This window comes from Rhodanobacteraceae bacterium (assembly GCA_016713135.1).
Lineage (GTDB): Bacteria > Pseudomonadota > Gammaproteobacteria > Xanthomonadales > SZUA-5 > JADKFD01.
In genome coordinates this window covers 553,981-571,291 of record JADJPR010000001.1, presented here as the reverse complement: position 1 = coordinate 571,291, position 17,311 = coordinate 553,981, and the positions used below count along the sequence as shown (strand labels likewise).

Sequence of the window (17,311 nt, the reverse complement as noted above, 5' to 3'; positions counted from 1 at the left end):
CAACACCAACAACCAACACCCACACCCGCTTCTGCCTTCAGCGTCCCGCCATCAGCGCCTGTCGCAGCGCTTCCTTGACCTCATCCTGGGTGCCGCGCTTGACCGGCTGGCCTGCGCGCATGAGTTCGAAGCAGATCACGTCCTGGCGGCCGTCGGGGTGGTGGCGCACGATCTTGTTCAGCGCGTACTCGCCCTTGGTGCCAAGTGCGATGCGCACGTTTTTCGGCGCGGCGGGCGCTGGCGCCGGTGTGCGTGCGGGAGCGGGCTGGGGTGCCGGCGCGGAAACGGGCACCGGCTGCGTGATGGGCGAGGACAATGCGCCCTGCATGGGCAAGTCCGGGAACTCACTGTTGCCCTCGTCCATCGGCAGCAGGTCGAAGCGCGGGGCGGATGCATCGCGCAGTGGCACGGTGTCGAACAGCGGCTCTGCGGGGCGGCGCTGCTCGACCACGTCGAACCCGGGAATTGACGGCGGCGCCGCGGGGCGCGCCGGGGACGGAGTGCGCGGAGTCGGCGGCGCGGCGGTTGCCGTTGGGGCCTCGATGATGTCGAACCCGGGAATGACCGGCGCGGCTGGTTTGGATGCCGGCGGCGCGTCAATCAGGTCGAAGCCGGGAATCGGGCCCGGCGCCGCCGGCGGACGGGCATCGACCATGTCGAATCCGGGAATGCCTCCAGGCGCGGCCGGCGGGCTGGCGGCTGCGGGCGCGGCGGGTCGAGGTGGCGCAACCGGCGCTGCGGGTGCGGCCGGCCGTTCCGATGCGCGCGGCGTTTCAGCCGCAGGCGTGCGCACCGCGGGTGGCTTGGTCGAGATCAGGCCCGGAGTCCATTCCAGGGGCGGCAACTCCTCACGCGTCTCGACCGGTGGCGGTGGCGGTGCCTTGACCGGCGGCTTCTGGGCGCCCGGTGTCGCGCCGAGTTTGGCTGCCCAGGCCGCCTTGGCGGCAGGCGGACCGCCCGGGCCGGGCGGCGGCGGCGGTGGCAATGCGGGGCCTCCCGCGGTCGCCGGCACCATGCCCGCCGGGGTGGCCGCCTGCAGTGCCTGCGCTGCCCGCGCGCGCGCCGCTGCGGCCAGGCTGCTGGCCCGCCTGGCGCGTTGCGCGGCCTGGTCCGCCTTGCGCCGCTTCTGGATCGCCCAGGTCACGGCGCTTCCGATCGCGATCAGCAGCAGCGCGGCGATCCACGGCCGCGCCGCGAGCCAGCCGACCACGATGGTGACGAGGCCCGCAATCAGTCCGAACAGGCCGCCGGCAATCGCGAGCGAGACCGAGACCAGGCGCCCGACCACCGGGATCATGCTCAGGAAGCCGCCGAGCCAGCTGGCAACACCGGCGGCGCCGATCACCGCACCGGCCAGCCCTACGATCCGCAAGGTATGGGTGAGGCTGTCCTGCTGCTCCTCGGCCATCCTGACGAGGGACCGCGCGTCCAGGGTCCCGCCGGCCGCCAGCAGGATTTCGTCGCCGTTGCTGGCGCGCCACGGGTACAGATGCTCGCCCTCCTGGCGCGCGATCAGGGTCAGCGGATAGTCGTTGGAGTAGGCGTAGAAACTGACCTGGAGATCGCCGAGCTCGGGCTCATTGGAGGCTTCGTTGCCGCGGTAGTAAACGCCCGGCTCCAGCTGGTACCAGCGTTTGGCGGCCAACCCGCTGCTGATCCGCGGCAGCTCCTGCAGATACTTCGGCCAATTGCCGAGGCTGTTGGGTTCGTCCGGAGTATCGATCTCCCACAGCGCCTGGCGCGCAACCTCCTCGCTGTCGAAGCGATAGGGACCAAAGCGCGCATCCGCGGCGAAAAAGCCGTCGCTCTCGAGCACCGGCCTGGGGTTCTCGTGGCCCTGCGGCTGATGGAACTGGCTGGAATCGTGATACTCGGAGTCCCAGCCCTGTTCGTAGTGATAGGTGGTCCGCTTCTTGCGCCCGCGTCCGGTGGTTTCCTCGTACTCGATCCACTGGAACATCTCGACATGGCGATAGAGCACCGCGCCGTCGGTACCGATGCCGAAGAAGGGATCGCGCGCGCCGGCCTGGCTGTGGACCCGCGCGCTGAGGTGAATCGGCTTGCCATCCAGCGCCGGATTGACCGCGCCGAGCTGCGCGCTCTGCACCTGGTCAGCCAGTTCGGCGAGGCCGTCGGCGTGCTTCTTCGAGTAGCTCTCGTTCCAGAACAGCACGAACAGCGAAGCGAGGAAGATGAAGCCTGCGCTGAAGGTGCGCGTGCCACCGCTGGCGCGGCTGAACCAACTTCCGCCCTCGTCGCTGCTGCCGTCGTCCGTGCCCTCGATCTCAACCTCGTCCAGCATGCAGACCACTCGCCATTGCGCACAATTCGCGAATGTTAACGGTCGTCAGCGCCCCGTGAACAGGCCTCGGGCAGCGCCGCCGGACGGTAGCGGAAGTGACCCGTCAGCTGAAAGCCGCGGAGCATGTCTTCCTCGCGCGTACCGGCGCCGATGTTGTGCACCACCAGCGGCGTGCCTGAGGCCGACTTGCGGTCCGAGACGATCCCGATGTGCGGCACGCCCGACGGCAGGCGCCAGGTGACCAGGTCGCCCGGCAGAAACTCGGCATCCTCGCCAGCGGTGCCGAGGGATTGCCCGTGGCGGCTGAAGAAAGTGGCGAGGTTCGGCACCCGGCGATGGTCGATGTTGCGGTCCGGAGCGCGCAGGCCCCAGTTCTGCGGGTAGCGTGCGAAATGCGCGCGCATGTCCTCGTGGACCAGTCGCTGCAGATCGATGCCGAGGCGGCGCCAGGCGCGCACCAGGACATCGGTGCACACGCCACGCTCGGGCGGTACGTCGCCGCCGGGATAGGCCAGGCGGACATAGGTGGGGTCGTAGTGCAGGGTCACGCCGATCTGCTCGCGGCTGGCATCCACCAGGCACTGCAGGCCGGATTCCTGCGCGATCGCGATCACGGGCGCCGCGGCCAGCAGCCAGGCGGCGACCAGCCGCCGCAACGCCGTGCGCATCACGCGAGCGCCTCGCACTGCTGCTCCAGGGTCATCAGGTGGTCCTCCCAGAAGCGCGCCTGGGTGGCGAAGGGGAAGGCACGCGGGAAGGCCGGATCGTCGTGGCGAGCGCACAGCCAGCCGCCGTAGTGCAGCAGGCGCAGCGCGCGCAGCGCTTCGATCAGTTCCACCTGGCCCCAGTCGAACATGCGGAACACCTCGTAGCCCTCCACCAGCGCGGCGAGCGCGCGCTGGCGCCCATCCTCGTCTCCGGGCAGCAGCATCCACAGGTCCTGGATTGCCGGGCCCTCGCAGCAGTCGTCGAAATCGACCAGCAGCGGACCCGATTCGTTCCACAGCAGGTTGCCCGCATGCAGGTCACCGTGCAGGCGCAGCGTGGGCAGTTTGCCGACCTGCGCGTAGCGTTCATGCACCGCGTCCAGCAGGCGCGCGCCGGAGCTGGCATAGCGCGCCTTCAGGCCGTCCGGAATCAGCGGGCCGGCGAGCATTGCCTTCAGGCCGCGCTCGCCGACGCGCGCAACCGACAGTGGCGGGCGCTTGCGGAAGTGCCCGCGCGCGCCGATCTGGTGCACCCGTGCGACCAGTCGCCCGAGCCATTCGAGGTGTTCCTCCGCCTCCAGCTCCGGCGCGCGCCCGCGCAGCCGCGGGAACAGCGCGACGCGATAGCGCGCGGCGGCGTGGCCGGCAGCGTCCTCACTGTCGCCGCGCGCGGCGATGTCGATCTCCACCAGGCTGCGGCCTTCGCCATCGCGGATAGGTGCCGCGACCGGCAGCTCCGCCGCGGCCAGTTCGTCGAGAAAGGCGTGCTCTTCAAGGATCTCGGCGTCCGTCAGGCGGCCGGGACGGTAGAACTTCGCAATCAGCGGCTCGACGCCCTCGCGGCCGACCTGGTAGACCCGGTTTTCGAAGCTGTTGAGCGCGAACAACCGGCCATCGCTGGCCACCCCGAGGTGCTCCACCGCGGCGAGCACCGTCTCCGGCCGCAGCGCATCGAAAGGATGGCCGTTCACGGCACCTTCTGCACCACGGCCATGGTCAGGCGCGAGATGCAGCTCAGCTCGCCGGCATCGTTCTCCAGGCGGATCTCCCACACCTGGGTGCTGCGGCCGATGTGCAGCGCACGTGCGGTGCCGGTGACCCAGCCCGATTTCACCGCCCGCAGATGGTTGGCATTGACCTCGAGGCCGACGACCTTGGCGCCACTGCCGGCGACCACCAGCCCGGCGCCGATGCTGCCGAGCGATTCGGCCAGCACCACCGAGGCGCCGCCATGCAGCAAGCCGTAGGGCTGGTGGGTGCGCGCGTCCACCGGCATGCGCCCACGCACGTAGTCATCGCCGATGTCCGTGATCTCGATGCCAAGCGAATCGTGGATAGTGCCGCGGCCCAACGCGTCGAGCTGCTGCGCGGACACCGGGGATTGCCAGAGGGCCATGGAGAGTTCGCCGTCAGGATGGCCGCTCAGGTTAACCCGGAAGTCTGCGGAACGCGTAGCCGGCACGCGGCGCAGACCGTTCCAGGCTCCTTGCAGCAGGCACCCGATGACGCGCGGCGCGCGCCACCGGGTCATCCCGCCTCAGCGCGTCAGCCGCCGCACCGCCGGCAGCACCAGCAGCAGCGCCAGCAGCCACAGCGCACCGCCGCCGAGCGTCGGGATCGGCTCGAAGGCCAGGATCACCACCGCCGGGTCCGCATCATCCTCATCACCACCGGCGTTGCCGATCTCGTCGTCGACCTCGGTGTCATTGCCGGCATCGCCGTCCGGATCGGAGTCGCGGTCGAGGATGCTCGGCACCGGCTGGCCCTGGTTGTCCTGCGCGCTGCTGATTTCCGCGACATTGCGCAGCTCGCCGGCCAGCGCGGTGTTCTGCACCCGCACCGTGAGCGTGACCTGCGTGCTGGCCCCCGGTGCCAGCGGTCCGGCGATGGTGCGCGTGGCGACATTGCCATTGCCGGTCCACTGCGCGTCCGCGAGCAGCAGGCCGGGCGGCAAGGTATCGCTGACGACGATGTTGCGTGCCGCCACGGTGCCCTGGTTGTACACCTCGATGGCGAACACCACCGTCGCGTTGAGTCGCACCGGATTGGCCTGGCCGGGGGCGAGCGTCTTGCGCAGCGCAAGATCGAAGTTGTACACGAGGCCGAAGTCCACGCTCAGGTTGGAGTTGGCGTCGCTGTCGCCATCGGTGACCGGTTCGGCGCCGAATTCGAGGCCCACGCCGCGCGCGCAGATGCGCGTGACCGGGGTGCCGGCGCTGCCGTTGTCGTCGCCGTCGATGTCGCCATCCGGATCGGCGGCGGGTTCGGTCGGGCCGGGCACGCCGTAGCGGCGGCCGCTGCCGGAGCTGGAGATCCAGTCCGCCGGCGCATCGATGCACACCAGGTAGACATCCGGCACCAGCTCGGCGAACAGGTAGCGGCCGTCCGGCCCGGTGGCCTGGCTGGCGATGGCCGCGCCATCCGGCGTGCCGTTGTCGTCGGCATCGCGGAACAGCTGCACCGGGATGCCCTCGAAGGGCGTGTCCCCGGCGTTGAAGCTGCCGCTGTTGTCGCGATCGCGATAAACCAGGTTGCCCAGGCTCATCTCGCCGACACCGACGCTGGCGGTGTAGTCCTCTACCTCGCCGCCGGCAACCAGCCCGGCCGCCACGCAGGCGGCGCTGGCGGGCTGCAGGCGCACGCGCGCCCAGGTCTGGCCGGTCGGGCCGAAAGACGGCACCGCGCCAAAGGCCAGGGTGAAGCTGGCGCCATTGCTGCCGCTGGGTACCGCCACGCTGGCGGCTTCACGGGTGTCGTCGAAGTCGCCGTCGCGGTTCCAGTCGATATAGCCGCAGGCCTGCGCGGCCGCGCCGGTGCTGTTGCTCGCGGTGATTCGCAGATTGGCCGGGCTGCCGAGGTGGAAGCCGGCGAGATCGGTGGTGTTGACGCCGTCCTCGTCGTCCGGCGTGCCGGCGAGGTCATCGCCGTTGGCCGCGGTATTCGGCACACCATCGGCCTCGGCATCGACCAGCGCGCCGAGGTACAGGCCATCGACGATGTCGTGCGCCGCGCCGCCATCGGCGAGCAGCGTGCGGTAGTTGCCGTTGTCCACACCGGCGCCGGTGTCCGGCAAATCGCCGTAGTCGCGCCGCGTGATGGTGACCGGGTAGTCCTCGACCTCGCCGTCGGTGTAGGCACCCGACTCGGCGCAGCCGGCCTGGGTGCTCAGGCGGAAGCGCGCGTAGCTGCTGCCCACCGGCGCGATCGGCGCTGTGCCGAAATCGACGGTCACGAGCTGGTCGACGCTGCTTCCCGGCACGTTGGTCGGCGCCACCAGTTCGAGCGTGCCGCCCACGGTGTCGGCGAAATCGCCGTCGCCGTTCCAGTCGACCATGCTGCACAGGTAACCGGCGCGCCCCGTGGTGTTGGTCACGCGCACCCGTACCTGGGCCGGCAGGGTCGAGATGAAGCCGAGGTCGGCCACGGTGACGCCATCCTCGTCATCGCCCGCGACCGCGCAGCTGCCGCTGGCGGCGCCGGCGCCGAGATCGTCGCCGTCCGCGCCGCTGCCCGGCTGGCCGTCGGCTTCGGCGTCGACACAGGCGCCGATGCGCAGACCGGGCTCGATACCGTGCGCCGCGCCGCTGTCGGCCACCCGCGTGAAGTAATTGCCGGGGCCGGTGGCGAAGGCCGGATCGGGCAAATCGCCGAAGTCGCCCGCGCGCACCGTAATGCGGTAGTCCTCCACTTCGCCATCGACCAGGCTCGCGGCATCGCCGCCGGTGGCGGGCTGCGCCGCACAACTGGCGCTGGAGTAGCGCAGGCGCAGGTAGCGCTGGCCCTCGCTGCCGGCCGGGACGATGCCGAACACGGCGAGCACGCCGGCGTTGCTGGCACCGTTGGCGACCGGCGTGACGCTGGTTTCCGCGGCATCGGCAAAGTCGCCGTCGCCGTTCCAGTCCACATAGCCGCAGAGGTTGGCGCCGGCGCCGCCGGGCAGCAGGTTGGTCGCGCGCACCAGGAACTGGGATGGCGCGCCGGTCACCGCGATGCGGATCAGCGGATCGAGCCCGTCCTCGTCGTCGCCGGCCAGGTCGTCGCCATCCGCGGCGGCATTCGGCTGGCCGTCGCCCTCGGCGTCCACGCCCGCACCGAGGAACAGCGTGCTGCCGGTGGTGTCGATGGTGTGCGCCACTCGCGCGTCGCTGCGCAGGGTCACGTAGTTGCCCGCGCCGCTGCCGGCGCCGGTATCCGGCAGATCGCCGAAATCGGCCACGCGGATGCCGGCGGTGTAGTCCTCCACCTCGCCATTGGTCGCGGCGCCGTCGGGCGCGCAGGCGCCGGCGGTGTCGGTCGACAGGCGCAGGCGCGCGTAGCGGGTGCCGGCCTGGGCGCCGGCCGGAACCGCGAAGTTGAGGGTCGCCGTGGCATTCGCGCTGCCATCCGCCACCGCGGCCGACTGGCTCTCGCCGGCGTCGGCGAAGTCACCGTCGCCGTTGTAGTCGATGAAGCCGCACAGCCGCGCCGCGCTGCCGGTGATGTTGGTCACCTGCACCGGGATCGGGTTGCTGCCGCCGGCGATCAGGTTGCCGAGCGCCGCCAGCGCGGCCGCGGAAAGCCCGTCCTCATCGTCGTTGGCGGTCGCGCAACCGCCCTGCAGCGTGATGCCGGCGGCCAGGTCGTCCCCGTCGGCCGCCGTGCCAGGCGCGCCATTGGCTTCGCTGTCCACACACGCGCCCAGCCGCAGGCCATCGCGCAACGGGTGCAGCGGGCCGCCGTCGGCGAAGCTCGTGCGGTAATTGCCCGGGCCGCTGCCGGCGCCGGTATCGGGCAGGTCGCCGTAATCCGGCGGCGTGATCGTCACCGGATAGTCCTCGACCTCGCCGCGCAGGGCCGCGCCGCTGGCGGCGCACGGCGTGCTGCCTTCCTGCAGGCGGAAGCGCGCGTAGCTGGCGGTGGTCGTGGTGACCGGCACATTGCCGAAATTCAGCGTCTGGGTGGCGTTGCTGACGCCAGTGGCGACGCTCAGCGTGGCACTCTCCGGGGTGCCGCCGACGGTGTCGGCGAAATCGCCGTCGCCGTTCCAGTCGATGAAGCCGCAGAGGTTGGCGGGTGCGCCGGTGTTGTTGCTGACCACCGCGCGGACGCTCGCCGGCAGGGTCGACACCAGCGCGAGGTCGCCCACGGTGACGCCGTCCTCGTCGTCATTGGCGAGCGCGCAACTGCCCTGGGTGACGCTGCCGGCGCCGCTGTCGTCGCCGCTCGCCAGTGCGCCGGGCTGGCCGTCCGCCTCCGAATCCACGCATGCGCCGAGGCGCAGGTTGCTGTCGAGGCCGTGCACCGCGCCCTGGTCGGCGATGCGCGTGCGGTAGTCGCCGGCGGCCGTGCCGGCGGCCGCGTCCGGCAGGTCACCGAGGTCTGCGGCGAGCACCGGGACCAGGCCGTCCTCGACTTCGCCACGCGCCGCCGGGCCGGTCGGCGCGTTGCCATCGCCGGCCTGGTCGGAATAACGGCAGCGGTAGTAGACGCTGGTGTTGCCGGCGCTGGCCGGCACCGCGATGGTGAGGGTCTGCGTGCCTGCCGCCAGCAGGGTCTCGTTGAAGACCTGCTCGCCGCTGTCGACCAGGCTGCCATTGCCGTTGAAGTCGAAGAAGCAGTTCAGGCGGCCGGCGGCGCTGGCGATGAGTTGCACCGGATTGCTGCGGCCGGCCACCAGGCGCCCGACGTATAGCGCATCGACGCCAGGGAAGCTCACGCCGTCCTCGTCGTCGGCATTCAGGTCGTCGCCGTTGGCGTTGACGTTGGGCTGGCCATCGCCCTCGGCGTCCACGCCGGCGCCCAGGAACACGCCCGGCACGATGCCGTGCGAGGCGCCCGCATCGGCGCTCAGAGTCGCGTAGTTGGCCGGTCCCGCGCCCGGGCCGGTGTCCGGCAGGTCGCCGAAGTCGCGCGCCTCGAAGGCCACGCGGTAGTCCTCGACCTCGCCATCGGCCGCCAGGCCGTTGGGCGCGCAGGCACCCGCGCCCGAGGCCAGGCGCAGGCGCAGGTAGTTCACCCCGGTGCCGATCGATACCGGTGCCGTGCCGAAGTTGATGTTGACGCTGGCCGGCGCGCCGCCGGACGGCACCGCGACCGCGACCGACTCCAGCGCACCGCCGACGGTGTCGAGGAAATCGCCGTCGCGGTTCCAGTCGATGAAGGCACACAACTGCGCCGCGCCGCCGGTGCTGTTGAGCACGCTGACGCTGGTCGCCGTTGCTGCGCCGGCAAGGTAGCTCGGGACGGTCGCGAAGCCGTCTTCGTCGTCGCCGGCCACCGCGCAACTGCCCTGCAGATTGCTGCCCGTTCCCAGGTCGTCGCCGTTGGCGTTGGCGTTCGGCTGGCCATCGGCATCGGCGTCGACGCAGGCGCCGATGCGCAGGTCCGGGCGCAGCGGGTGGCCGGGGCCGCCGTTGGCGATCAGGGTCTCGTAGTTGGCGGGGCCGATGCCCGCGGCCGTATCCGGCAGATCGCCGCGGTCGATAGGCACCAGCAGCGTGCCGATGTAGTCCTCGACCTCGCCGTTGGGCGCGGCAGCGTCGTTGTCGGCGGCGCAGGCGGACTGGTTGTCGGCCAGGCGGAAGCGGAACAGCCGCGAGGCCTGCGGCGGCGTCAGGTTGTAGGTCGCCGGACTCGCCGCAAGCGTGCCGAAGGCGAGGGTCACGGTCTGCGCGCTGACCGCGCCGCCGATGTCGACGAAGGCGGTCTCGTTCGCATCGCCGAAGTCGCCGTCGGCGTTCAGGTCGGCGAAGCCGCACAACCGGCCGGGGTTGCCGGTGGTGTTGGTCACCAGCGCGCGCACATTGGCCGGCAGGCCGGTGGTGAGCGCGAGGTCGGCCACGGTGATGCCGTCCTCGTCGTCCGGCGTGGCCCCGGCGCTGTCGTCGCCACTGGCCGCGGCACCGGGCTGGCCGTCCGCTTCGTTGTCCACCGCCGCACCGAGCAGCAAGCCGGGGACGATGCGGTGCTGCGGGCCGTTGTCGCCGGCGCCGCGCAGCAGGGTGCGGTAGTTGCCGCCGCCGATGCCGGCCGCGCCGTCGGGCAGGTCGCCGAGGTCGAAGCCGAGGATCTCGGCCTGGTAGTCCTCGATCTCGCCATCGGCCGCGGCGCCGGTGAAGCTGGCGACGCCCGTGGTGGACACGCGGAAGCGGAAGTTGGCCACCCCGCGCGAGGCACTGCAGGGCACCGCCAGCGGCAGCGCATTGGCGCCCGCCGCGAGGACCACGCCGCTGGCGATCCGCTCGCCGGGATCGCCCCAGTTGCCGTTGCGGTTGAAGTCCGCCCACGCATCGAGCAGGCCGGGCGCGGTGCTGGTCACCTGCTGTTGCGGCAGGCCACGATCGGCGCGAAGGCGACGCCATCCTCATCGTCGCCGGCCACCGCGCAGGCGCCGACCGCCGATCCGCCGGCGGCGGCATCGTCGCCGCTGGCGGCGGCATTCGGCTGGCCGTCGGCCTCGGTGTCGACGCAGGCGCCGAGGCGCAGCGTCCCGGCAGGATCCACCGCGTGGCGCGCGCCATTGCTGGCAGAAAGCGTCGGTAATGGCGCTGGCGCATCGCCCCAGTCGTTGCCGAGGATGGTGACGCGATAGTCCTCGACCTCGCCGTCCGCGCCGGTGCCGGTGGCGCCGAGGCCACCCGCGCGGCTGATGCGCCAGCGGCTGTAGGTCTGCGCCGCGGCGGCGCTGCAGGGCACATTGAAGTTGAGCGGGTTGGCGCCGGCCACCAGGGCCTGGTTGGCGTACACCTGCTCGCCTGCACCGAACACCCCGTCGGCGTTGAAATCGACGAAGGCGTCCAGGCGCCCGCTGGCGCTGGCAGTGACGCTCACCGTGGCATTGCCGCAGGCGGCCAGCGGGCTGGTGAAGCTCACGCCGTCCTCGTCGTCGAAGCACAGCCCGACGCGCTCGCTGCCGGCCGCCAGGTCGTCGCCGGTGGCGGCGACGTTCGGCTGACCGTCGGTCTCGAAGTCGACGCAGGCGCCGAGGTAGACCGCATCCAGCGGATCGATCGCATGCTGCGCCGCGCCGCCGCCCTGGGTGCCATAGCTGACCGGCGCATCGGGGAAATCGCGGCCCTGGATACCGACCACGTAGTCTTCGACTTCGCCATCGGGCGCGGCGCCGGTGGGCCCGGTGCCGGCCACGCTGGCGCAGCGGAAACGCGCATAGCTGCGGCCTGGCGAGGCGCCGGCCGGCACCCCCGAGGTCAGCACGGTCGGCGGCCCGACCGGCACCGCGAGGTTGCTCGCGACCTGTTCGCCGACGCCGTCGCCGAATACGCCGTTGCGGTTCCAGTCGACCCAGGCATTCAGGGTGCAACTGGCGCCGCCGGCGGTGACGCTGAAGCTTGCCGTGGCGCCCGGGACGAAGGGCCCGCTGAAGCTCACGCCGTCCTCATCGTCGCCCGCGCTGGCGCAGGCACCGACGACGCTGCCGAAGCCGGCGCTGTCGTCGGCGTTCGCACCGATGCCCTGGTTGAAGCCGTCGTCGCCATCGACGCAGGCGCCCAGGCGCGGCGCGCCCGGCACGCCGATGCGATGGAAGGCGCCGTTGTCGAGCACGCTGGTGTTGTAGTCGCCGCTCGCGCTGCCGGCGATCACGTCCGGCGCGTCACCGTAGTCGTATTCGGGGACCGCCACCACGCCGCCGGGAATGAAGCCGAAATCGACCGTCAGGTTGGTGTTGTTGTCGCCATCCTCGCTGGTCGGCTCGCCGCTCGACGTCAGGGTGACCGCGCGCGCACCGATCAGCGCGCCGATGTCGCTGCCATTGTCGTCGCCGTTGACGTCGTTGTCCGGATCCGGCGCGGGATCGTTGCCTGTCGCGGTGACCCGCCCGAACAGCGCGCCGGCGCCGCTGAAGGCCTGCGGCGAAACCACCACGATGTAGTTGCCCGGGGCCAGGCTGGAGAAGCGGTAACGCCCGGCGAAGCCACTGGCGGTGGCGGTGGTGGTCGTCGCGAGGAATTCGTCGAGGTCCGGCACGGTGTTGCCGTTGGCGTCGAGGTAGAGGTCGAGGCGCACGCCATCGACGCCGGTCTCGCCGTTTTCGGGCTCGAACACGCCATCGTTGTCGCTCTCGTTCCACACCTGGTCGCCAAGCGCCAGGGTGCCGGTCGGCGCGACCAGGCCGGCATCGACGGTGCGATTGACTTCGGACGGCGCGAGCACGACGAAGGCGGTCACGCCATTGGCCAGTGCCGCGTCCGAATCGATGCTGTCGTCGCCGCCGGCGTTCTGCGCGGTGAAGGCGGTGGCCACCGCCGGGCGGATGAACTGCACGAAGTAGCGCACGCCGGGGATCAGGCCGTCGAACAGGTAGTAGCCGGGCGCGCCGTAGAGGTCGTCGGCGGTGACCGTGGTGGCCGCCAGGGTGTCGCCGGTACCGGGCTCAGCCACGCTGTCGCCATCGTCGATCCACAGGCGCACGCTGACACCGTTGGCGCCGTCGAAGGGCGACTCGGTCTGGGTGCCGTTGCTGTTGCGGTCGAACCAAACGTAGTCGCCGAGCGCCGCGCGCTCGGTCGGCACCACGCCGAAATCGTTGGTGGGATCGGCCTGGTTGGCGCCGAGCACGCGGATTCCGGTGCAGCCGGTGGCCGGGTTCGCATCGGAATCGGTAGTGTCGCCGCCGACATCGCGCGGGCTGAACACGAAGGTGGGCGGGGCGGCGATGCACACGAAGTAGTTGCCCGGCGCCAGGCCCGGGAAGTTGTACCAGCCGGGGGCGCCGCCGGGGCCGTTGCCGGTGACCGTGGAGGCCACCGGGATGTCATCCAGGGTACCCGGCAGGCCATCGGTACCCGGCTGCCACAGGAACACCGGCACCGCATTGAGCCCGGTGGGACCATCGTCCTGCTGGCCGTTGGCATTGTCATCGGCCCACACGAAGTCGCCCAGGCTCGCGGCCTCGCAGGCGCCGATGCTGATGCCCACCTTCTGCGGTTCGGCGGCCAACGAACCCAGGCCATCGGCGCGGTCCGCCTGGTAGGCGAAGCTGTTGAACGCGGCCAGCCCGGCGGGCACCGTGCCCGGGGTCACCATCAGGAAGTTGAAACTGAGGAAATCGAAGGGCTGCACCACCCGGTTGCCGAATTCAATCTTGTACGAGCGCACCGAGGTGATCGGCACCGGCGGCACCGTGGTCCAGTTGGGCGCGTCGCAGCTGCTGGTCGGACCACCGACCTCGCCGCGGCAGGGATTGCCGCTGGTCGAGTAGTACAGCGTGGTGCCGGCCGGCGGGGTGATCGGTGCCGCCAGCAGCGGCGTCCATTGCGAGCCGCGCGGCGTGGTGTCGCGCACGCCGGTGTCGCCGACGAAGGGCAGGATGTCGATCAGAACGAAGTTCTGCATCGGCACCGTGCCGACGTTCTGCACGCGCAGGGTGTAGTCGATGGCCCCGCCGATCAGGGTGCCGTTGGACACCGCCACCGAGCCGCCGTCGCAGGTGCCCTGGATGGTCTTGCTCGAGATCAGCTGGGCGATGCCTGCCACCGTGATCGTGCCGGTCGCGCGACAGAGCTGCTCGCTGGTGTCGGCGTCGCCGTCGTAGTCGAGGGTGTCCGGGACATTGGAAGTGCTGCAGCGCTGGCCGAGGCCGGGCGCATCGCTGTCGAGGGTGAAGTCATTGCTCAGCGATCCGGACGGCGTGCCGTTGCGGATCGTGGTGTTGATGTTGATCATACCTGCGAATTGACGCCGAGGTTGCCGCTGCCGGCATTCCAGCGCCAGCGCAGCAGGGTGCGCCCGGTGCCGGCGAAGTTGGGGATCTGGTCGAAGACCTGCGGCGCCGGCAGGCCGGTGCCCTGGGCGTCGAAGGTCCAGCCGGTGAAATTCAGGTTGACCGGCAGCAAATCGGTCGCCACCAGCGCTTCGAGCGGCACCGGATCGCTGGACTGGCTGGCGGTGCGCACGCGCAAACGCCAGGACACGGCCTGGCCGGGGTTGAACGGCCCGCCGCCGGAGAGGTTGTCCTTGGCCGGATTCAGTTGCACGAACGGGCCGCTGACGTTGAAGGTCTCGCAGTCGTTGCGGTTCACCGCGGTCGGGCCGGCGGTATAGGTGGCGGACAATGCGCCGCAGTTCTGCACACTGTCGCCGACCGCCACCGGCCCCCCGGCGTTGTCCGGATTGACGATCCGTCCGGTCACCAGCGGCCGTGCGGACGGCGCCATTCCCGGCGCCGCCTGGCCGTATTCCCAGCGGATGCGCGTCAGGTATTCGCCGGCACCCAGGCCCGGTGGCGGCGCGGTCAGCGTGGTGTTGGTGGTGGTGTTGGGCGAGGAACCCCAGAGCGTGAAGATCCCGGGCGCGGTGTTCTTCTCGTAGCTCACGCGCACGCCCTCGCCGACCGCGAAGGGGCTCAGGTTGTTGTAGGCGCCGGTGCTGACGCTGAGCACGTTCAGTTCCACCGGAAGGGTGTCGATGATGACCAGGGTGTCGAGCGGGACGTTGCCGTTGTTGCTGAAATTGAAGTCGTAGGCGAAGGTCTGGTTCAGCGTCGGCGGATTCGGCGTGCCACTCGCCATGTTCTTGCTGAAGCTCATGCCCGGCGCAGGCACGAAGGTGGTGACCGGGTGGGTGATGGTCCCGACGCCGAGGTTCTGCGGCGGCTGGCCGAGCGGCGTGGCGTCGGTGGTGAAGCTGTTGGTGACGTTGCTGCCACTGGCGAAGGTGGCGGACGGGAAGGTCACGTTGACCGCGATGTCGCAATTGCCGCCGGGCGCCAGAGGCAGGCTGCATGGACTGGTCCAGGTCAGGGTGGCGGGCGTGGTGCCAACACAGCCCGGCTGGCAATCGGCCGCCGGCGTGGCGCCGTTGAACACCGTGCCCGACGGCAGCGTGTCGACCACCGGGCCGATCGCCGTGAGGTTCAGTGCACCGTTGTTGTTGGGCACCGAGATGCGCAAGCGATAGCTCTCGGGCTGGTCGAGGTTGGCCGGCGAGGTCTGCAGCGTCTTGCTCATCGCGGTCTGCACGCTGGCCACCGCGGTGACCGTGACCGGCGGGGTGGTGAAGGTCCCCGGCGTGGCGCCGAGGTTGATGCCATCGGCAGTGTTGATCGCCACGGTGCCATTCGGCGTGCTGCCGTTGGGGAAGCGCACATTGATGATCAGATCGCCGGAGTTGCCCGCCGGCAGCGGGTTGATCATCTGGAAGCGCACCCGGGTGCGTCCGCTGCCGCCGAAGTTCGGGGTCACCGTGATCGCGGCGACATCGCCGGTCGGGCTGGCCGGGACGGTGGAGACGAACTGCACTTCCTGCGGCAGCAGATCGACGACCTCGGCATTCAGGCAGGGCCCGGAGACGCTGCTGCAGTTGTAGGTCAGGCGATAGCCGAAGGTGGCGCCCACCTGCTTGGTGTTGCCGGGATCCACCTGGATGGCGGCTTTCTGCAGCGACTGTGCGAACAGCGGTTCGACAGCGAACAGCGTCAGAACGACCACAGCGCCGATGAAGGCGCGCGCAACATGGCGCATGGCGAAATCCCGGTTGGTTGGACCTGTCGCTACCACCGGATGCCCCCTGGCACCGATCAGCGATGGTCTTGCCGATTCTCGTCTGCCGTGCGCGCAGGCCGCCATCGGCCCGGAAGGGCGATAAGCAAAGAATTGTCCCTTGCCGCGGAGCAGGCGTCAGCGGCGAAGCTCGTAGAACTCCACGCTCTCGCCATCGGCATCCAGAATCATGCGCACGCGACCATCGCCCAGCCCCTCGACCAGCCCGACGCTGTCGTCGGCAAGGTCCTCGCCGTCGAAGTCGCCGAAAGTGGCGCTGTACGGGCGGTAGGGATCGTCATTGACCGAACGGCCGCCGAGGAAAACCCAGTGGCCGTCGGACTTCGGATACAACTGGCCGTGGCGGCGTTGCGAACCGCTCGTCTTGGTGAACATCAGGGTACCGTCTTCGGTCAGTTCGATCCGGCAGCGGAAGGCCGGATAGGCAAACAGGCCGTTCGGATCAACCTGCAGCGAGCGGCAGCGCCAGTCGCCGGTCAGCGCGTCGAATTCGACCGTCTTCGCCGGCGCATCGAGCAGTGCCTGCGCGCCCGGGCGGTCGCTCAGGCCGTAGTCGTCTTCGCCCAGTTGCGCCAGCGACTGTGTCGCGCGCGCGTGCGCCTGGTCGATCGCCGGTTCGTGCACATCGTGCATCACGCCACGCCAGCCCTCGTCATTGTCCGCGGCGAGGACCGCGCAGGAAAGCAACAGCAAGGGCAGGATGGCGCGCATGGCAGTCACCGGGCTTCAGGACCGCAACACTCTGCGGCGCCGGCGGGTGCGATTCAAGCGCGACCTCAGGCACGTCCGGGCCGGGGCCGCCCGCCCCTTGCATTCGACCTTTTCCCGGTGGAAGCCTCCACTGCCGGCGCGGATGCTGCGCCCCTGGCCCGCGGCCGACGAGAGCGATGTCGATCTCTCCTGCCCTGTTCCTGGTGATCGTGATGCTGGCGCTGGGCAAGGCCTATGCGCACACCTCGCTGCTGCCGCAGAACACGCCGGAAGTGATCAACCGTCTGGTGATCTGGCTGCTGCTCCCGGCGCTGGTGCTGAAGGCGGTGCATGGCCTGCAGTTCCATGCCGACCTGCTGGTGCTGGTGGCCACGCCGTGGCTGCTGGCCGGCCTCACGGTGCTCGCGGTCTGGTTGCTCGGGCGGGCGTTCGGCTGGCGCCGCGAGGTCATCGCCTGCCTGCTGCTGTGCGTGGCGCTCGGCAACACCGCCTTCCTGGGTTATCCGCTGGTCGAGGCGACGCTCGGGCACGATGCGCTGAAGTACGCGGTGGTCTACGACCAACTGGGCTCCTTCATGCTGCTGTCCAGCTTCGGCCTGGTTGTCGTGGCGCTGCATGGCGGTGCAACGAGGCCCAGCCTGGGCGCGGTGGTGCGCAAGATCGTCAGTTTCCCGTCCTTTGCCGCGCTGATCCTGGGCCTGCTGCCCTGGGAGCGCCCGCCGCTGGTGGCCCACCTGATCGAGGTACTCGCCGGCCTTCTGGTGCCGATGGCGATGTTCGCGGTGGGCTTCCAGCTCAAACTCGTGCCCTCGCGCGCGGTGGCAGTTCCGCTGGCCGCGGGCCTTGCGCTCAAATTGCTGCTGCTGCCGGCAGCGGCCTTCGCGATCGCCACACTCGCCGGGGCGGAACGCCAGGTCGTCGCGGTCAACACCTTGCAGTCGGCGATGCCGGCGATGATCACCGCTGGCGCGCTGGCGATCGATGCCAAGCTCGCACCGGAACTTGCCGCCGGCCTGGTCGGCTATGGAATCATGATCGCCGTGGTCTGGCTGCCACTGCTGGCGAGCTGGCTCGCCTGAGCCGCGTCCAGCGCC

At 70.5% G+C, this 17,311-nt stretch carries 9 protein-coding genes; 1 reads left to right on the top strand and 8 read right to left on the bottom strand.

Features of this window, described 5'->3' with window-relative positions; genetic code table 11:
* Positions 1-37 precede the first annotated feature (37 nt).
* The 8 genes from IPK27_02115 to IPK27_02080 form a co-directional block, all read right to left on the bottom strand.
* Entirely contained in the window at positions 38-2,302 is a 2,265-nt protein-coding gene (locus tag IPK27_02115) for a TMEM43 family protein (GenBank protein ID MBK8066449.1), read from the bottom strand.
* 35 nt (positions 2,303-2,337) lie between these two features.
* The gene (locus tag IPK27_02110; GenBank protein ID MBK8066448.1) at positions 2,338-2,970 is read right to left on the bottom strand and encodes a DUF1287 domain-containing protein; all 633 of its coding nucleotides are present in this window, start codon (positions 2,968-2,970) and stop codon (positions 2,338-2,340) included.
* Entirely contained in the window at positions 2,970-3,980 is a 1,011-nt protein-coding gene (locus IPK27_02105) for a serine/threonine protein kinase (GenBank protein MBK8066447.1), read from the bottom strand. The genes IPK27_02110 and IPK27_02105 overlap by 1 nt, the downstream gene beginning before the upstream one ends.
* Complete coding sequence (locus IPK27_02100) at positions 3,977-4,405, bottom strand: hotdog fold thioesterase (protein ID MBK8066446.1); 429 nt, start codon at positions 4,403-4,405, stop codon at positions 3,977-3,979. Before IPK27_02100 ends, IPK27_02105 begins: the two co-directional genes overlap by 4 nt.
* A gap of 141 nt (positions 4,406-4,546) precedes the next feature.
* Positions 4,547-10,306 (bottom strand): DUF11 domain-containing protein, encoded by a 5,760-nt coding sequence (locus IPK27_02095; protein MBK8066445.1) that lies wholly within the window; start codon positions 10,304-10,306, stop codon positions 4,547-4,549.
* Positions 10,303-13,671, bottom strand: a complete 3,369-nt coding sequence (locus IPK27_02090; protein MBK8066444.1) for a hypothetical protein — start codon at positions 13,669-13,671, stop codon at positions 10,303-10,305. Before IPK27_02090 ends, IPK27_02095 begins: the two co-directional genes overlap by 4 nt.
* On the bottom strand, positions 13,668-15,467 hold the full coding sequence (locus IPK27_02085) for a hypothetical protein (GenBank protein MBK8066443.1): 1,800 nt from the start codon (positions 15,465-15,467) through the stop codon (positions 13,668-13,670). The genes IPK27_02090 and IPK27_02085 overlap by 4 nt, the downstream gene beginning before the upstream one ends.
* A 156-nt stretch (positions 15,468-15,623) precedes the next feature.
* On the bottom strand, positions 15,624-16,217 hold the full coding sequence (locus IPK27_02080) for a DUF4893 domain-containing protein (GenBank protein MBK8066442.1): 594 nt from the start codon (positions 16,215-16,217) through the stop codon (positions 15,624-15,626).
* Between the two features lie 176 nt (positions 16,218-16,393).
* Between IPK27_02080 and IPK27_02075 the strand changes: the two genes are divergently transcribed.
* Entirely contained in the window at positions 16,394-17,296 is a 903-nt protein-coding gene (locus IPK27_02075; protein ID MBK8066441.1) for an AEC family transporter, read from the top strand.
* Positions 17,297-17,311 lie beyond the last annotated feature (15 nt).

What these genes read in the sequence shown, in the direction of transcription:
- IPK27_02115 (MBK8066449.1), bottom strand. Translation starts at nt 2,302, where the DNA reads ATGCTGGACGAGGTTGAGATCGAGGGCACGGACGACGGCAGCAGCGAC.
- IPK27_02110 (MBK8066448.1), bottom strand. Translation starts at nt 2,970, where the DNA reads ATGCGCACGGCGTTGCGGCGGCTGGTCGCCGCCTGGCTGCTGGCCGCG.
- IPK27_02100 (MBK8066446.1), bottom strand. Translation starts at nt 4,405, where the DNA reads ATGGCCCTCTGGCAATCCCCGGTGTCCGCGCAGCAGCTCGACGCGTTG.
- IPK27_02090 (MBK8066444.1), bottom strand. Translation starts at nt 13,671, where the DNA reads ATGATCAACATCAACACCACGATCCGCAACGGCACGCCGTCCGGATCG.
- IPK27_02085 (MBK8066443.1), bottom strand. Translation starts at nt 15,467, where the DNA reads ATGCGCCATGTTGCGCGCGCCTTCATCGGCGCTGTGGTCGTTCTGACG.
- IPK27_02080 (MBK8066442.1), bottom strand. Translation starts at nt 16,217, where the DNA reads ATGCGCGCCATCCTGCCCTTGCTGTTGCTTTCCTGCGCGGTCCTCGCC.
- IPK27_02075 (MBK8066441.1), top strand. Translation starts at nt 16,394, where the DNA reads ATGTCGATCTCTCCTGCCCTGTTCCTGGTGATCGTGATGCTGGCGCTG.